Consider the following 17,139-nt stretch of genomic DNA (forward strand, 5'->3'; position numbering starts at 1 on the left):
GACGCCAGCACCAAGCCCGGAACAGCCACTACAAACGACGAGGCCACAGCCCGAAAACCGAAGCCTCATCACGCTAAGCACCGTTGCAGTACTAGCTTCATCGGTGTCACCGAGGAACCGCGCCACCGGCCACGGCCCGCCGACCAACGCCACCATCCGGCCACCCACCCGGCCACCCACCCGGCCGTCATCCGGCCGTCCACCGACCGACAGGAGCCCAGCATGACCACCGACCGCACCCAGTCGCCGCTCAAGGTGGTGCTGACCGACCTCAACGCCACGGTCGTGGAGTCCTGGCGGGCGGCCTTCGCCGACGTCCCCGGGGTCGAGATCCGGCACGCCTCCCTGCTCACCGCGCAGGCCGACGCCTGGGTCAGCCCCACCAACTCCCGCGGCCGGATGGACGGCGGGACGGACGCGGCGATCAAGCGCCACCTGGGCGCGGGCATCCAGCTGCGGGTCCAGAAGGCGATCCGCGAGCAGTACGCCGGCAGCCTCCCGGTCGGCAGCGCGGTCTGCGTCCCGTCCGGCGCCGTCAACCCCCGGTTCCTGATAGCGGCCCCGACGATGCGGACCTCCTCGCAGAACGTCAGCGAGACCTTGAACGTGGCCCTGGCCTGCGCCGCCGCCTTCCAGGCCGTCCACCGGCAGAACCGGCTGCAGCCGGGCTCCGTCCGGTCGGTCGCCCTGGTCGGCATGGGCGCCCGGACCGGCATGGTCCCGCCCCGGGTCTGCGCCAACCTGATGTGGTCCGGCTACACCCTCTTCCAGGACCACCGGTTCGAGGACGACGACGAACTGCGCGCCACCGTCCTCGCCCAGCTGGACGACCTGGAGAAGGCGCCCGCCACCGAGCGGGTGCGCATAGCGCCGCCCGCACGCCGGAGTTCGCCGGCCCGCCGGGCCTGACCGGGCCCGGGCGGTCGCCCGAAGCCCCGCCCGGCGCCCCGGCCGGCACCCCGTACGAAGCCCTCAGCCCGCCGTGAGCGCGAGCCGGATCCACCGCTCGCACTCCGCGACCGCCACCCCCACGTCGAAGGCCTCCGGAGCGGCCGCGGCCTGCACCACCAGCCCCTTGACCAGCCCGACGAAGGCCAGCGCGAAGGCCGCCGGGTCCACCCCGGGGCGCAGCTCGCCGTCCCGCTGCCCCTGGCCGACCACCTCGGCCGTCCAGGCCCGGGTCCGGGCGTCCAACTCCGCCACCGCGGCGGTCAGTTCCGAGGCTCCCGCGAGCGCCTCGGCCCCCAGCACCACGAAGGCCCGCCCCAGGTCCGTCGGGTTGCGCACACCCTCCAGGCAGCCGCGCGCGAAGCGGCACAGCTCGTCCGCCGCCCCCGCCCCGCTGCGCTCCGGCGCGGCCGCCGCCATCGCCTCGGCCAGCGCCGCCTCCTGCAGGCGCGCCAGCAGCGCGGCCTTCGAGCCGAAGTAGTGGGTGGCCAGGCCCCGGCTGAAGCCCGCCTCCTCCCCCACCCTGGCGAGCGTGACCCCGGTGCTGCCGTGCTCGGCGATCAGCCGGGCGGCGGCGGCGATCAGCGCGGACTCGGCCCGGGCCCGCCGTTCGGCCTGGGTGCGGCGCGCCGGCGCCTCCCCGGGCCCCGCGGACTCCCCGCCCCGGCCCGTTCCGTCCTCATCGTGCGTAGACATGAGGCCATGCTACGGTGAACTTGCTTGTCGAATAACAAGTAACTTCCGGAGCGGCGGGCCCTCCCCCCGGCCCGCCGCCCCCGCGAGAAGGGAAGTCCCGATGACCGCCACGATGCTGGCCGGCCGGCTCGACGTCGCGAAGGGCGCCTTCGCCGTGGAGGAGGTCCCCGTCCCGACCCCCGGCCCGGGCGAGGTGCTGATCAAGGTGGAGGCGGCCGGCGTCTGCCTCTCCGACGTCCACCTGATCGAGGGCATGCTCAAGCCGCTCTTCCTCCAGGGCGACAAGGTCACCCTCGGCCACGAGGTCGCGGGCACCGTGCACACCCTCGGCGAGGGCGTGACCACCGCGGCCGTCGGCGACCGGGTGCTGCTGCAGGCCGGTGAGACCCGCGGCGGCGTCGTGCACACCCGCGGCGTGGACTACGACGGCGGCTGGGCCGAGTACGCGCTCGCCACCGCCACCACCCTGGTGCCGATCCCGGACGAGCTCCCGTTCGAGCAGGCCTGCTTCATCCCCGACGCCGTCTCCACCCCCTGGGCCGCCATCACCGCCACCGGCGCCGTGCGCCCGGCCGAGGCGGTCGGCGTCTGGGGCGTCGGCGGCCTCGGCGCCCACGGCGTCCAGCTGCTGCGGGCCATCGGCGCCTTCCCGATCGTCGCCGTCGACCCGTTGCCGGCCGCCCGCGAGCGCGCCCTGGCCTTCGGCGCCGACGCCGCCCTCGACCCGGCCGATTCCGGGTTCGCCGAGCGGCTGCGCGAGGCCACCGGCGGCCGCCCGCTGTCCGCCGCCTTCGACTTCGCCGGGGTCGCCCCGGTGCGCGAGCAGGCCATGGCCGCCCTCGGCGAGCGCGGCCGCCTGGTGCTGGTCGGCCTCACCGACAAGCCGCTGACCGTCACCAACGGCACCCTGGTCAGCTACCTGCGCCAGCAGATCCGCGGCCACTACGGCTCCGAGGGCCAGGACGTCGTCGACCTGGTCGCCCTGGTCCGCGGCGGCCGGCTCGACTTCTCCCGCTCGGTGAGCGGCACCTTCCCGCTGGCCGAGGCGGCCCGCGCGGTCGAGGCGCTGGAGCGCAAGGAGGGCAACCCGATCCGCCTGGTGCTCAAGCCCTGACCGAGCCTCACCCCTGTCGCCGGGGCGGGCCGCCCGATAGTCTTTCAGCAACTTTCAGCAAGTCGATGAAGGATGGGCCCATGCACCCGCCCCGCGACATCCCCTGGCACGAGGGCAGCTGGCTCAACGCGCCCGAGGACGCCCGGACCGACGGCACCGACCTCCTGGTCACCGCCCGCGGCCGCAGCGACTTCTGGCGCACCACCGGCTACGGCTTCGTCCGCGACGACGGCCACGCGCTGCTCGCCGGCTTCCCGCCGGGCAGCGCCACCGAGGTCACCTTCGTCGCGGACTTCGCCGCCCTCTACGACCAGGCCGGCCTGCTGATCCGGGTCGCCCCCGAGACGTGGATCAAGGCCGGAGTGGAGATGAGCGACGGCGTCCCCCACCTCGGGGCGGTCGTCACCCACGGCGTCTCCGACTGGTCCCTCGCGCCGGTCCCCGACTGGCACGGCCGCCCGGTCACCGTGCGCGCGAGCCGCACCGGCGACGCCGTGACCGTCCGCGCCCGCTGCGCGGACGGCCCCTGGCGCCTGGTCCGCCTCGCGCCGCTCGCCCCCGAGGCGGCCGCCACCGCCGGCCCGTTCTGCTGCTCCCCCGAACGCGCCGGCCTCCAGGTCCGCTTCACCCGCTTCGCCCAGGGCGACGCCGACCCGGCGCTGCACCTGCCGGACTGAGCCCGGCCGGTGCGGCGCCGCCGCTCCCCGCCGCCCCTCCCCGCCGCTCCACCCCCGGGCAGCGCCGCCCCACCTCCCGGCAGCGCCGCCCCTCCGGCCCCAACTCCCGGCCCCCGTACGGAAAATGGCATGCGCGCCACTAGCCAACCGGCCAGTAGCGCCCCTACCGTCGACTCTTCCGTGAGACTTCGACGGAGGAGTCCGCCTTGCGTTCACGCCAACGCCGCCAACGCCCCCGCCCCCGCCCCCTCCGACTCCCGGCCGCCGCCCTCGCCCCGGCCCTGCTCGTCACCGCCGCCCTCACCACCACCCCCACCGCCACCGCCGCCCCCACCGTCGCGACGACGGCCGCGACGACGGCCGCCGCCAACGACCACTGCGGCGGCCGCTGCGCCGACATCCTGCCGCCCGGCGAGAACGGCAACGCCACCCTCGCCGACATCCTGCTCAACCGGGCCTTCGGCACCCGCCCCGCGCACACCGACGACCAGCTCGGCCCGTACGCCGCCCTCGCCTCCGGCTACCCCGGCCTGACCGAGGCCAAGCTGCGCGACTTCTTCAACGACGCCTCCTTCGGCGTCCCCGCCGACCAGGTGGCCGGCACCACCAGCCCGCGCCCGGACGTCACCATCGTGCGCGACAAGGCCACCGGCGTCCCGCACATCACCGGCACCACCCGCTACGGCACCGAGTTCGGCGCGGGCTACGCCGCCGCCCAGGACCGGCTCTGGGTGATGGACCTCTTCCGCCACGTCGGCCGCGGCCAGCTGTCCGGCTTCGCGGGCGGCGCCGCCGCCAACCGCCAGCTGGAGCAGACCTTCTGGCAGGCCGCGCCGTACACCGAGGCGGAACTGCAGCAGCAGATCGACGTCATCGCCGCCCGCGGCGGCCGGGCCACCCAGGCGCTCGCCGACGCCACCGCCTACCTCGACGGCGTCAACCAGTACGCCAAGGAGGCCTACAACGCCCGCACCTTCCCCGGCGAGTACGACCTCACCGGGCACATCGACCCGATCACCAACGCCGGCTCGATCGAGCCGTTCAAGCTGACCGACCTGGTCGCCCTCGCCTCCGTGGTCGGCGCGCTGTTCGGCTCCGGCGGTGGCGGCGAACTCTCCTCCGCCCAGGTCAAGTCCGCCGCCGAGGCCCGGTACGGCAAGGACGCCGGGGACGCGGTCTGGAAGTCGCTGCGCGAGGCGGACGACCCGGAGGCCGTCCAGACCCTGCACGACGGCCAGAGCTTCCCGTACGCGACCGTCCCGGACCGGCCGCAGGGCACGGCGCTGCCCGACCCCGGCTCGGTGGTGCCCGAGCGGGTGGTCTACGACGCCACCGGCTCGGCCGGGACCGCCGCCACCGAGGCGACCGGCGTCCTGCCCGGGAACCTGCTGTCCGCCAGGCACGGCATGTCCAACGCCCTGCTGGTCTCCGGCGCGCACACCGACGACGGCCACCCGGTGGCCGTGTTCGGCCCGCAGACCGGCTACTTCGCCCCGCAGCTGCTGATGCTGGAGGAGATCCAGGGCCCCGGCATCAGCGCGCGCGGCGCCGCCTTCGCCGGCCTGAGCTTCTACGTGCAGCTCGGCCGCGGCCAGGACTACGCCTGGAGCGCGACCTCCGCCGGGCAGGACATCACCGACACCTACGCCGTCCCGCTCTGCACCACCGACGGCTCCCCGGTCACCACCGCCGCCGGTTCCTACCTCTGGCACGGCCAGTGCCTGCCGTTCGAGCGGCTGGAGCGCCGGAACGCGTGGAAGCCGACCACCGCCGACTCCACCCCGGAGGGCTCCTACACCCTGGTGATGAACCGCTCCCGGTACGGCCTGGTGACCGCCCGCGGCACGGTCGGCGGCGCCCCCGTCGCCTTCACCTCGCTGCGCTCCACCTACCGGCACGAGGCCGACTCGATCATCGGCTTCCAGGAGCTGAACGACCCGGGCGCGGTGCGCGACGCGGCGGGCTTCCAGCAGGCAGCGCAGGACATCAACTACACCTTCAACTGGTTCTACGCCGACTCGCGCGACATCGCGTACTACAACTCCGGCAGCAACCCGGTCCGCGCCCCCGGGGTGGACCCGGGCCTGCCCGTCCTGGCCCAACCCGCCTACGAGTGGGCCGACTTCGACCCCGTCGCGAACACCGCCCGGTACACCCCGGCGGCCGAGCACCCGCAGTCCGTCAACCAGGACTACTACGCCTCCTGGAACAACAAGCAGGCGAACGGCTACACCTCGGCCGGCTTCGGCAACGGCTCGGTGCACCGCGGCAACCTGCTGGACGACCGGGTCACCTCCCTGCTCCGCGACGGCGGCAGGGCGAGCCGGGTCTCGCTCACCCAGGCCATGGAGAGCGCCGCCCTCGCCGACCTGCGGGCCGAGGACGTGCTGCCCGAGCTGATCCGGGTGCTGCGCAGCGCCCCCGTCACCGACCAGGCCGCCCTCACCGCCCTGCAGCAGCTGGAGGCCTGGCTGGCCAACGGCGCCCTGCGGAGGGAGACTTCACCCGGCAGCCACGGCTACGCGGACGCCACCGCGATCCGGGTGATGGACGCCTGGTGGCCGCTGGTCGCCGACGGCATCATGCGGCCCGGCCTCGGCGACCCGCTGTTCGGCGCGCTGACCGGCGCGCTCCAGATCAACGAGTCCCCCTCGGGCGGCCAGACCGGCGCCGCCACCGGCCCGGTGAGCGCCAACGAGGCCATCCCGCACAAGGGTTCGGCCTTCCAGTACGGCTGGTGGAGCTACCTGGACAAGGACCTGCGCGCCGTCCTCGGCGACCGGGTGGCCGGCCCGCTGGCCCGGCCGTTCTGCGGCGGGGGCGACCTCGCGGCCTGCCGGACCGTCCTGCTGGACACCCTCAAGCAGGCCGCCGCCCGGACCCCCGCCCAGGTCTACCCGGGCGACGCGGACTGCGCGGCCGGCGACCAGTGGTGCGCCGACACGATCATCCAGCGCCCGCTGGGCGGCGTGACGGACGCCAAGACCACCTGGCAGAACCGGCCGACCTACCAGCAGGTGGTGCAGTTCCCGAGCCACCGCTGACCGAAGCCGCCGCTGACCGAAGCCGCCGGTGCCCCTGGACAGGGGCACCGGCGGCCGGGTCATCCCGCTCCGCCCACCCGCTTCGCGACCTTCGCCGCGTCCCCACGCAGGTAGTGGGCCTGGTCCCGCAGCCGCCGGACCACCTTGGTGTACGTCTCGCGGCTGTCGCCCGTGGCCATCCGGCCCGAGGCGGCATCGGCCAGGTCGACGACGGCCTCCAGCAGCCCGCTGAGAGCCTTCAGCAGCTCCGCCTCCTCCTTCTCCGGCACCCTCTCCCGGCTGGTGTCCCGCGCCTTCGGCAGCGCGTTCTCCCGCAGCTGCCGTCGCGCCTCGCCGACCGCCTCGACCATCGCGCCTATCCCGCTGTCCAATCCGGCCTCCCGGTCCTTCCGTCCTCCGACGTACCCCGCGAGCCTTCCCACCCCGCCCCCCGCATAGGCCCCTGCGTGGCCCCGGCTCGACGCGCGGCCCGCCGGAACTGCCCCTAGCGTGGTCCGGGGACCGCCCGACCACCCCCGGGCCGAGACCCGGGCCCGCACGCAGGAGGCATGCCGACCATGACCGTCAAACTCTCCGAGCTCACCGGCGACTACGTCCTCGATCCCGCCCACACCCGGATCGGCTTCGTCGCCCGCCACGCCATGGTGACCAAGGTCCGCGGCGCGTTCCACGAGTTCGAGGGCACCGCCCACCTGGACGGCGCCGACCCGTCCCGCTCCTCCGGCCAGGTGGTGATCAAGGCCCAGAGCATCGACACCGGCGTGGAGCAGCGCGACCAGCACCTGCGCACCAACGACTTCCTGGACGCGCCGAACTTCCCCGACATCACCTTCCGCACCACCGCGGTCGAGGTGCGCTCCGAGACCGACTACCGGGTGACCGGCGACCTCACCATCAAGGACACCACCCGCCCGGTCACCATCGACTTCGAGTACACCGGCAACGCCGTCGACCCGTACGGCAACCTCCGGGTGGGCCTGGAGGGCTCGGTCACCATCAGCCGCAAGGAGTTCGGCGTCACCTGGAACGCGGCCCTGGAGGGCGGCGGCGTCCTGGTCGGCGACAAGGTCGTCCTGGAGTTCGACATCTCGGCGGTCCGCCAGAGCGGCTGAACCCGACCCGGCCGACCCGGCCGGACCAGCCGGACCAGCCGGACCAGCCGGAACCGGTCCCCCACGAACGGGTTCCCGCCGCAGCCGCGCCAACCGCCGGACCGCACCCCGGCCGCCCGGCTAGTCTCCTGGCATGCCAACAGACGACTCCCTCGCGACCGGCCAGCGCTCCCTCGGCGACCCCGCCCTCGACTACCCGCTCTGGCCCCCGCTCACCGCCGGCTGCCCCCGCACCAGCACCGAGGACGTCTCCTACCCCGTCGAGGTCGACTACGCCTACGACAAGGCCGACCCGGCGGGCCTGTTCGCCCCCGCCCGGACGCGCGGCGGCCTGGAGCGCTGGGCCCCGCTGCTGCCGCCGCTGCTGGCGCCCGGCCTGGGCGAGGGCGGCACCCCGCTGGTGGAGATCGAGCCCGGGGTGTACGTCAAGGACGAGTCCCGCAACCCCACCTGGAGCCACAAGGACCGGCTGAACCGCTGCACCACCAGCGCCGCCGTGGGCGTCGGCGCGCCGGGCCTCGCGGTCGCCTCCTCCGGGAACCACGGCGCCTCGGCCGCCGCCTACGCCGCCCGCGCCGGACTGCCCTGCGTGGTGTTCACCGGCCCGGACCTGCCGCCGAACGTCGACGCCTTCCTCACCGCCTACGGCGCGGTGGTGCTCCCGGTGCCGTGGGAGGCCCGCTGGCCGCTGCTGCGCCAGGCGGTCGACCGGCTGGGCCTGCACCCGGTCAGCAACCTGACCACCACCCACACCGGCCACGCGTACGGCCCCGAGGGCTACAAGACCGTCGCATACGAGATCTTCCAGGACATCGGCGTGCCGAGCGCGGTGTTCGTCCCGGTCGGCTACGGCGAGCTGCTGTTCGGTGTCTGGAAGGGCTTCGCCGAACTGCGGCGCCTCGGCCTGACCGACCGGGTGCCGCGCATCCACTCCTGCGAGGCGGCCGCCTCCGGGCCACTCGCCCGGGCCGTCGCCGAGGGACTGCCGGCCGCCCACGTGACGGTCGGCCCGAGCGACGCGTACTCGATCACCTCCCCGGTCAGCGGCTACCGGGGCGTGCTGGCGGTGCGGGAGAGCGGCGGCCGGGCGCTGACCGTGGACGACGGCCGACTCGCGGACGCCCAACGGGAGCTGGCCCGCGCCGGGCTCTGGACGGAGCTGTCCTCGGCGGCCGGTCTGGCCGGGCTGCGCAGCCTCGGCGAACCGGACCTCGCCGAGGGCCCGGTGGTCTGCGTGTCGACCTCCAGCGGTTTCAAGGACAAGGGCGTCGGCACCCACCGGACCGAGCCGGTCGCCCCCGACTGGGACGCGGTCGCCCGCCGGCTGCGGGCGGCGGGCCTCACCGGCTGAGCCCCTTCCCCGGACCGCACCCGCCCCCGAACCGCACCCGCACCTGTCCCCGAACCGCACCCGCTCCCGGACCGCACCCGCCCCGGGGCCTGCTGTTCGCCCGGCCGTCCACCCACCGTAAGGTCCCCGTAGGGCCGGTGTTCGCCGGGCGCCAGCAGGCTGGCACTTTCCGTCAACTCCCCCCTCCTGTCGAAGGGTTGCCACCGTGTCGCGTCCCCTCCGCCGCCTGCTGCCGCTCGCCGTCGCCGTCGCGGCGGTGCCCGTGCTCGCCCTGCCCGCCGTCCCGGCCGGCGCGGTCACGTACGGCACCCCGACGATCACCTTCTCGACCGGGTACCTGTCCGGCGCGGTCGGCGCCACCGGCGACCCGACCGTGACCGTGACGGTCGCCCAGTCCGGCGCCTCGGCCTCGGCGCTGACCGTCGCCGCCTCCGCCACCACCCGCAGCTCCGTGGCCCGCACCGGCGACGTCACGGTCACCGGCACCGGCTCCACCCGCACCCTGGCGGTCGCCGCCCAGGGCGTCGGCTACGCCGACCTCACCGTCAAGGTCACCGGCCTGGGCGGCAAGAGCGCCACCCGCACCCTGCACTACGCCGCCTCCCCCGCCGTCCAGTCCGCCGCCACCAGCCGCTACCTCACCGGCTCCAGCGACGCCTCGGCCGCCGTGGACGCGGGCGGCGGCTACACCGTGGTCGCCGACGACGAGTCCAACGTCCTGCGCCTGTACGCCCGCGGCACCTCCGGCGCGCCGGTCCGCACCTGGGACTTCAGCTCGGCCCTCGGCGTCTCCAAGGAGATCGACATCGAGGGGGCCACCCGGGTCGGCAACACCGTCTACTGGACGGGCTCGCTCGGCAACAACAAGGACGGCGTGGTCAAGCCCGACCGGCACACCGTCTTCGCCACCACCGTCACCGGCTCCGGCGCCGACACCCAGCTGTCCCTGGCCGGCTCGTTCGACGGCCTGCGCGACGACCTGATCGCCTGGGACGACGCCCACGGCAAGCGCTACGGCTTCGCGGCCGGCGCCGCCGACGGCCAGGCGCCCAAGCAGATCGACGGGTTCAACGTCGAGGGCCTGGAGTTCGCCCCCGGCAGCACCAGCACCGCCTACGTCGGCTTCCGCGCGCCGCTCACCCCGGCCGTCACCGGCGGCCGGGCGCTGCTCGTCCCGGTCACCGACCTCCCGTCGCTGGTGAACGGTTCGGCCGCGCACGCGACCTTCGGCGACCCGGTCGAGCTGGACCTCGGCGGGCTGTCCGTCCGCGACATCCGCCGCAACGACCTCGGCCAGTACCTGATCGTGGCCGGCTCCTGGGCCGCCGAGGACAACTCCGCCCCGTACGCGCTCTACCGCTGGGACGGGCGGCCCGGTTCCCGGCCGACCAAGCTGATCGACCTGCCGACCAGCGACTACGGCGCCTGGGAGGCCGTGGTCGACGTCCCGGACCTGGACGCCCCCGGCGCCCGCGCCCAGCTGATCACCGACGACGGCTCCGCCGACCTCTACGGCGACGGCACCGCCGCCAAGGACCTCACCCACCCCGAGTGGAAGAAGTCCCGCAGCACCTGGTTCGCCCTGAACTGACCGCGCGCCGGGGCCCTTCGACGCATCCGCCGAAGGGCCCCGGTCCGGTCCCCGCTCAGAGCTCGACCAGCACCTTCCCCCGGCTCGCCGAGCGGTCCAGGTAGAGGCCGCGGTAGGCCGCCGGGATGCTGTCGAACCCCCGGTGCACGGTCTGCTGGTAGGTCAGCTCGCCCTTGCGGACCAGCGGTCCGAGGTCCCGCCGCAGCGCGGCCCAGTTCTCCTCGGTGAACCACTCCAGCGAGAAGACGCCGCGGATCGTGGCGCGCGGGTACATGATCATCGGGAGCAGCCGCGGGCCCGTCCAGCCCCCGCCGACCTGGCTCCCCCACTGCCAGCAGACGGCCACCCGGCTCTCCACCGCGAGCATCCCGAACACCACGTCGGTGAGCGCCCCGCCGAGGCTGTCGAAGTAGCGGTCGATCCCCTGCGGCGCGAGCTCGGCCAGCTCCTTCTCCAGCCGCTCCGGCGCGTCGCCGTCGCGGTACAGCAGCACCCCGTCGAAGCCCAGCTCCCACAGCCACTCGGCCTTCTCCGGCGTCGCCGTGGTCCCGATCACCCGCGCGCCCCGCAGCTTCGCCAGCTGCCCGACCAGCGACCCGACCGCCCCCGAGGCCCCGCCGACCAGCACCGTCGACCCGGGCCGGACGTCCAGGAACTTCTCGACCGTCCCCCAGGCCGTCATCCCCGGACCGCCCAGGATGCCGAGCGCGGTGGACAGCGGCAGGGCCTCGTCGTAGTCGGCCGGGTCGAGCCGGCGGAAGGCCGGGAAGACCATCGGGAAGGTCCCGGTCCGCCAGAGCCTGGGCTCGCCGTTGCTCACCACGTGGCTGCACCAGCCGGTGAAGCCCTGCACCAGGTCGCCGACCGCGAAGCGCGCGGCCGGCCCGGCCTCCAGCACCTCCATGATCGAGTCCGCGCCCATGTGGTCACCGATCGGCGTGTCCAGCGCGATCCCCTGGAGGTACGGGTCGACCGAGACGTACCGGGTGCGCAGCAGCATCTCGTCCGCGGCGAGCCGGACGTCCAGGTCCTCCACGACCTTCCGGTACACCCGCTCGACGTCGGGCACGCCGTCCAGGTGCTCCTGGACGACCCACTTCTCGATCCTCACGAGGTGACTCCAAACTGCCGGTCGGAGGGCCCGACCGGTTCGATGAGCAGGGTGGGCGGCGGGGCGCTGTCGTCCACTTCGGCGGTGAACGGCCTGCCGTCGTCCCGGCAGATGAACTGGACGACGTGCCGGCCGGCCGCCGCCGCCCGGATCAGCCCGCCGGTGGTCGCCCAGACCCCGGAGAGGTAGAAGTTCGCCAGGCCGGGCAGCCCCGGGCCGTTGCGCTTGATCTCCTCCTCCAGGGTCTCGCCGCTCTCCACGAAGGGCTGCCAGCCCAGCACCGTCCCGTTGTAATTGCCGGTGTAGCGGACCTGGGTGAGCGGGGTGGAGACGTCCTTGACCGACACCGCGTCCCGGAGCCCGGGGTGGTGGCCGTCCAGGAACTCGACGATGGTGTCGCGCACCCGGCGCTTGGCCCGCTGGTACTCCCGCCCCCGGCCGACCGGCAGGGTGTGCAGCTCCTCGCCGCGCCGCACCCTGGGCTCCTGCTCCGGCCCGGTGCTCAGCTCCCGCCAGGGCTCGATGTCGCAGAAGTAGCTGGCGTACACCACGGTGGTGTCGGCGGGCGACAGCTCCGGGTAGTGGCGGCTGCGGAACTGGACGTTGATGCTCGGGTGCCGGATGCCGGTGAGCCGCTCGGCGACCTCGTCCTCCAGCAGGTAGGTGGTGCACGGGTCCCCGGCCGGGAAGGGCCGGCGCAGGCCGAGGAAGACGGTCACGTAGCCGGGGAAGACCATGCCCGGCTCGGTGATGGTCTGGGTGTACAGCCGGCGGTAGGTGTCGGTCAGGTAGCGGCCCTTGAGCAGGTCCATCATGGTGGTCCGGCCGTCGCAGGCGGCCACCACGATGTCGGCCCGCACCTCCTGGCCGTCGCTCAGCCGCACCCCCACCGCCCGGTCGTCCTCGACCAGCACCTCGGTCGCCTTGGTGTTGTACGAGATCTCGCCGCCCAGCCGCCGGTAGCGCTGCTCGATCGAGTTCGCCAGCCCCAGCGAGCCGCCCTCCGGCACCCCGGCCGACTGCCCGGCGTGGCAGGCGAGTTGGAAGTAGTTGGGCAGTACCGGGAAGTTGGGGTGCTTCTCGTACAGGATGAAGTTGAACGCCTCGCGCAGCAGCGGGCTGCGGAACTTCGCCGAGTAGTCGCTCATCAGCACCGTGATCGAGCGCCGGATCACGTTGAAGTACGGCAGGAAGGAGGCCAGCATCCGCATCCGCTCCCACCGGCCCATCAGCCCGACCGGCTTGAGGAAGGGGTAACGGGCCAGTGCCAGGCGGAACTTGCGCAGCCCGGCGCAGAACTGCCGGATCTGCCGGGCGTCCTCCGGGGCGAGGTCCAGCAGGTGGGCCTCCAGCCGGTCCGGGTCGGAGTAGAAGTAGACCGCTCCGCCGTCCCGGGTGCGCACCACGTTGAAGACGTCGAAGTTGCGCATCCGCTTGCCCTGCAGTGCGCCGAGTTCGAGCCAGATCTGGTGCATCTCGTTGCCCGGGCCGCTGCCCAGCAGCCAGCTGACGCAGCAGTCGAAGGTGAACTCGCCGCGGTCCCAGCCGGTGCAGCAGCCGCCGGGGATCTCGTGCATCTCCAGGATCCGGGTGCGGTAGCCGTTCATCTGCGCGAAGCAGCCGGTGGACAGGCCGCCGAGCCCTCCGCCGATGATGACCATGCTCCGCCGGCCGCCGGTCGTCGTCCCGCTCACTCCGCCACTCCTTCCGGCACGCCCACCTCGGCCGCCCCCACGGCCGGCCGGCCCACGGTGGCCCGGTCGAGTTGCGGCAGCCGGCCCCACTTGCCCGCGTGCCAGGGTTCCCGGTTCTCGCTGGGCCAGGCCCGGAACGGCCGGCCGAGCTCCCGGCAGAGGTACTGCGCGGCGAACCGCCCGCTGGTCGCGGCCCGGATCAGCCCGCCGAGCGCCGTCCACTGGCCCGCCATGGAGAAGCCGCTCAGCCCGGGCAGCCGCATCCGGTCCCGGTTGACCAGCCGGTTGGCGGCGTCCTCGGCCTCGGAGAAGGCCTGCCAGGCGAGGATGCTGCCGTAGGTGTTGCCGGTGAACCGCTCGGTGGTCACCGGCGAGGCCACGTCCACGAGGTCGATCCGCGGGCCGAGCCCGGGGTACGTCCGCTCCAGGAACTCCCGGACGAAGGCGGCGACTTCCTGCTTGCGCGCCCGGTAGGCCCGGCGGTCGTCGGCCCGCAGGTCCTTCCAGGAGCGGTAGTCGCTGAAGTAGGTGCAGTGCAGCACCGACTTGCCCGGCGGTGCGAAGCCGTCCGCGTAGGAGGACCGCATCTGCACCACCAGGCTGCTCTGGAGCGAGCCGGGCAGCCGGGCGCCGTCCTCGGGCGTCAGCAGGTAGGTGGTGCTGTGCGGCTCGCCCTCGGGCAGCGGGCCGTCGATGCCGACGAAGGCGGAGACCACGGCCGGGTACAGGTTCCCCGGCTTGTCGAGCAGTTCGCCGTACAGCTTCTCGGTGGCGGGGCTGGAGTAGCGGCCCTCCAGCAGCTTGTCGAGCACCGTCGGGCCGTCGCAGGCGGCGACCACGTGGTCGGCGAAGTGCCGTGAGCCGTCGCGGAGTTCGACCCCGATGGCGCGCCCGTCCTCGACCAGGATCCGCTCCACCCGGCAGCGGTAGCCGATCACCCCGCCGAGCGAGGTGTACCGCTCCTCCACCGAGCGGGCCAGCCCGAGCGAACCCCCCTGCGGGAAGCCCGCGTTGCCGTTGTGGGCGGCCGCCAGGGTGTACAGGTACGGCAGCAGCGGGAAGCCCGCGGGCTCCTGGAGGAACATGTTGGGGAAGGCCCGCCGCAGCAGCGGGTCCTGGAAGCGTTCGGCGAAGCCGCTCATCGGGGTGGTCGCGGTGCGCCAGAACAGCCGGAACGCGGGCAGCACGGTGCGCAGGGTGCGCAGCCGTTCCGCCGTGCCGCGCAGCGGCGGCGGGGTGAGCTCCCAGGGCAGCTCGATCGCGGCGAAGCGGCGCAGGTCCCGGCAGAAGGCCCGGATCGGCTTGGCGTCGCCGGGCGCGAGGTCCAGCAGGTGGGCCTCCAGCCGGTCCGGGTCGCCGTAGAAGGTGACGGCCCGGCCGTGCTCGTCGACGACCCGGTTGAAGGTGTCGAAGCGGGTCACCGACTTGCCGTCCAGGGCCCCGAGTTCGCTCCAGACCTGGTGCGCCCCGGTGCCCTCGGCGGTGCCGATCAGCCAGTCGATGCAGTAGTCGAACAGGTAGCCGTGCCGGGACCAGGCGGTGCAGCAGCCGCCGGGCAGCACGTGCTTCTCGAAGATCCGGGTCTCCAGGCCGCTCATCTGCGCGTAGCAGCCGGTGGCGAGGCCGGCCAGGCCGGCCCCGATCACGATCACCCGGGGCGGGCCGTCGGCGGCCCGCTCCCTGGTGGACCAGTCCGGCCCGCGGTCAGCCGCGGCCATCGGCGGTCCCTCCGGCCAGGATGGCGCCCGCCAGTTCGGCGTTGCGGGCCGCGAACTCCCCGTCGAGCATCTCGGCGTGGACACCGTGCCCGACGTACACCGCGGTGCCCGTGGTGGAGGCGCCGTGCCAGGAGCCCGGCTCGCCGCCGACGTGCACGGAGAGCCGGTCGCTCTCGCAGACCACGTCCAACTGGGCCCGCACCGTGCCGGTGTTCGGCGTTCGGCTGCTGAACTCCAGGTAGTCCCTGGCCTGTTCGAGGGTCTCCCGGGCCACGATCCGCGATCCGGTGTGGCGGTGCAGGTGCTCGTGGAGCTCGCGCTCGAAGACGGCCAGGTGCTCCTCGCCGAGGTCGAAGGCCTCGGTGACCCGGTAGGCGTCCACCAGCAGCACCGAGGCCACCGTGCGGCCGCGCCGCTCCAGCTCCTTGGCCACCTCGAAGGCGAGGTTGCCGCCGAGCGAGTAGCCCAGCAGGACGTACGGCCCGGGGGCGTGCAGCTGCTCGACCAGGTCCGCGTAGCGGGCCGTCTTGTCGTCGCCGGTCAGGTAGTTGAAGGAGGCGATCCGGTGCTCCGGCAGGTGCGCGGCGAGCTGGCGGTAGACCAGCCCGTGGCCGCCGGCCGGCGGGAAGCAGAAGACCGTGCGGTCCTCGGGCGCCTCGGTGTTGAACCAGAGGTAGGGTTCGCCGCCCGCCACCTCGCCGGTGATGATCTGCTCGACGGTGCGGGCCATCCCGTGCAGGGTGGTGACCTTGAACAGCAGGCCGACCGGGATGCTGATGTTGAACTCGCTCTGGAGGTGGTGGATCAGCTCGATGAGCCGGATCGAGCTGCCGCCGAGTTCGAAGAAGTCGTGCTGGAGCCCGACCTCCTCCAGGCCGAGCAGGTTCCGCCAGTGCTCGGCGACCCTCGTCTCGTAGAGCGTGACGGGCGGTTCGTGCTGGGCCCCTGCGGTGTCGGCCTTCGGCTCGGGCAGGGCTGCGACGTCCACCTTGCCGTTCGGGGTGAGCGGCAGGGCGGGCAGTTCGGTGAGGTAGGAGGGGATCATCACGGTGGGCAGGTGCTCGGCCAGGTGGCGGCGCAGTTCGCGGCGGTCCAGCGTGGTGCCCTCGGCGGGCACCACGTAGGCGGCGAGGGCGGCCTCGCCCCGGGCGTCCTGGCGGACCACCACGCAGGCCTGGGCGAGTTCCGGGCGGGCGGTGAGGTGGGCCTCGATCTCGCCCAGCTCGATCCGGTGGCCGCGGACCTTGACCTGGTTGTCGATCCGGCCGAGCAGGTGCACGGTGCCGGCGGCGTCCCAGTGGCCGAGGTCGCCGGTGCGGTAGAGCCGCCGGGGCGTTCCGTCGAGCTCCACGGTGACGAAGCGCCGCGCGGTCTGCTCCGGGTCGTTGGGGTAGCCGGCCGCGACGCCGGCGCCGCCGATCCACAGCTCGCCGGGCACGCCGACCGGGACGGGCTCGCCGTACGGGTCCAGGACGTACACCGCGCTGTTCGGGAACGGGCGGCCGATCGGCACCATCCGGCCCGGTTCCAGCTGGTCGGTCGGGCCCTCGTAGTAGGTGCTGTCGACGCTGGCCTCGGTCAGCCCGTAGGAGTTGACCAGCCGGGTCCGCGGGCCGCACAGGGCGCGCACCCGCTGGTGCTCGGCGGCCTTCCAGGAGTCGGAGCCGACGATCAGCAGCCGCAGGAAGTCCAGCGTCAGGCCCTCGCGCTCGCAGTGCGCCAGCAGGGCGCGGGCCACCGCGGGCACGAACTCGCCGCCGTCCACGGCCTCCTCGCGCATCACCCGGTACAGCCGGGCGGTGTCGAAGAGCAGCTCCCGGTCGACCAGCACGAGGGTGCCGCCGGTGCTGAGCGCCCGGGCGAGGTCGCCGGAGAACACGTCGAAGGCGGTGCCGGCCATCTGGAGGTGCACCCGCACCTCGGTGTCCAGCCGGTACTCGGCGCGCCAGCCGGCGGTGACGGCGGCCAGGCTGCGGTGGTCGACCCGGACGCCCAACCTCACCTACGCCGGCTCGCTGGCCACCCTGCTGTGGCGGCGCATCGTCCGCGAGCACGACACCGACATCGGCCTGGGCGAGTTCAC

At 74.0% G+C, this 17,139-nt stretch carries 12 protein-coding genes and 1 pseudogene; 7 read left to right on the top strand and 6 right to left on the bottom strand.

Annotated elements, in window-relative coordinates; all coding sequences use genetic code 11:
• Nucleotides 1-222 precede the first annotated feature (222 nt).
• Nucleotides 223-909, top strand: a complete 687-nt coding sequence (locus tag ABZW03_RS21275; protein ID WP_355260357.1) for a macro domain-containing protein — start codon at nucleotides 223-225, stop codon at nucleotides 907-909.
• 63 nt (nucleotides 910-972) lie between these two features.
• Here ABZW03_RS21275 and ABZW03_RS21280 read toward each other — a convergent pair whose 3' ends face one another.
• On the bottom strand, nucleotides 973-1,644 hold the full coding sequence (locus ABZW03_RS21280; RefSeq protein WP_355260360.1) for a TetR/AcrR family transcriptional regulator: 672 nt from the start codon (nucleotides 1,642-1,644) through the stop codon (nucleotides 973-975).
• Nucleotides 1,645-1,744: 100 nt separating this feature from the next.
• Between ABZW03_RS21280 and ABZW03_RS21285 the strand changes: the two genes are divergently transcribed.
• The 3 genes from ABZW03_RS21285 to ABZW03_RS21295 all read left to right on the top strand — a co-directional run bounded on the left by ABZW03_RS21285 (nucleotide 1,745) and on the right by ABZW03_RS21295 (nucleotide 6,479).
• Nucleotides 1,745-2,758 carry a zinc-binding dehydrogenase gene (locus ABZW03_RS21285; protein WP_355260362.1) on the top strand — a complete coding sequence of 338 codons (1,014 nt, stop codon included), beginning with the start codon at nucleotides 1,745-1,747 and terminating at the stop codon, nucleotides 2,756-2,758.
• Between the two features lie 80 nt (nucleotides 2,759-2,838).
• Nucleotides 2,839-3,435: a DUF1349 domain-containing protein gene (locus tag ABZW03_RS21290; RefSeq protein WP_355260365.1), complete on the top strand. Its 597-nt coding sequence runs from the start codon at nucleotides 2,839-2,841 to the stop codon at nucleotides 3,433-3,435.
• Nucleotides 3,436-3,833: 398 nt separating this feature from the next.
• On the top strand, nucleotides 3,834-6,479 hold the full coding sequence (locus tag ABZW03_RS21295) for a penicillin acylase family protein (RefSeq protein ID WP_355260378.1): 2,646 nt from the start codon (nucleotides 3,834-3,836) through the stop codon (nucleotides 6,477-6,479).
• A gap of 59 nt (nucleotides 6,480-6,538) precedes the next feature.
• Here the strand turns inward: ABZW03_RS21295 and ABZW03_RS21300 are convergent, their stop codons facing one another.
• A complete protein-coding gene (locus ABZW03_RS21300; protein WP_355260368.1) occupies nucleotides 6,539-6,850 on the bottom strand; it encodes a hypothetical protein in 312 nt (103 codons plus the stop codon).
• A 186-nt stretch (nucleotides 6,851-7,036) separates the two neighbouring features.
• Here ABZW03_RS21300 and ABZW03_RS21305 point away from each other — a divergent pair, with 186 nt between their 5' ends.
• From ABZW03_RS21305 to ABZW03_RS21315, 3 genes are all read left to right on the top strand, one after another.
• Nucleotides 7,037-7,591: a YceI family protein gene (locus ABZW03_RS21305; RefSeq protein ID WP_355260381.1), complete on the top strand. Its 555-nt coding sequence runs from the start codon at nucleotides 7,037-7,039 to the stop codon at nucleotides 7,589-7,591.
• Between the two features lie 133 nt (nucleotides 7,592-7,724).
• Nucleotides 7,725-8,942 carry a pyridoxal-phosphate dependent enzyme gene (locus ABZW03_RS21310; protein ID WP_355260371.1) on the top strand — a complete coding sequence of 406 codons (1,218 nt, stop codon included), beginning with the start codon at nucleotides 7,725-7,727 and terminating at the stop codon, nucleotides 8,940-8,942.
• Between the two features lie 226 nt (nucleotides 8,943-9,168).
• Nucleotides 9,169-10,533, top strand: coding sequence for a hypothetical protein (locus tag ABZW03_RS21315; protein ID WP_355260384.1), 1,365 nt, complete (start codon nucleotides 9,169-9,171; stop codon nucleotides 10,531-10,533).
• A gap of 55 nt (nucleotides 10,534-10,588) precedes the next feature.
• Here the strand turns inward: ABZW03_RS21315 and ABZW03_RS21320 are convergent, their stop codons facing one another.
• From ABZW03_RS21320 to ABZW03_RS21335, 4 genes and pseudogenes are all read right to left on the bottom strand, one after another.
• Entirely contained in the window at nucleotides 10,589-11,644 is a 1,056-nt protein-coding gene (locus ABZW03_RS21320; protein ID WP_355260374.1) for an NADP-dependent oxidoreductase, read from the bottom strand.
• Nucleotides 11,641-13,305, bottom strand: coding sequence for an NAD(P)/FAD-dependent oxidoreductase (locus ABZW03_RS21325; protein ID WP_355260387.1), 1,665 nt, complete (start codon nucleotides 13,303-13,305; stop codon nucleotides 11,641-11,643). The genes ABZW03_RS21320 and ABZW03_RS21325 overlap by 4 nt, the downstream gene beginning before the upstream one ends.
• A 29-nt stretch (nucleotides 13,306-13,334) precedes the next feature.
• Nucleotides 13,335-15,056 (bottom strand): NAD(P)/FAD-dependent oxidoreductase, encoded by a 1,722-nt coding sequence (locus ABZW03_RS21330; RefSeq protein ID WP_355260376.1) that lies wholly within the window; start codon nucleotides 15,054-15,056, stop codon nucleotides 13,335-13,337.
• Nucleotides 15,043-17,046, bottom strand: a pseudogene (locus ABZW03_RS21335) (AMP-binding protein); the annotation flags it as partial. The pseudogene ABZW03_RS21335 and the gene ABZW03_RS21330, both read right to left, overlap by 14 nt.
• Nucleotides 17,047-17,139: the final 93 nt, after the last annotated feature.

This window comes from Kitasatospora sp. NPDC004799 (assembly GCF_040609095.1).
GTDB lineage: Bacteria > Actinomycetota > Actinomycetes > Streptomycetales > Streptomycetaceae > Kitasatospora.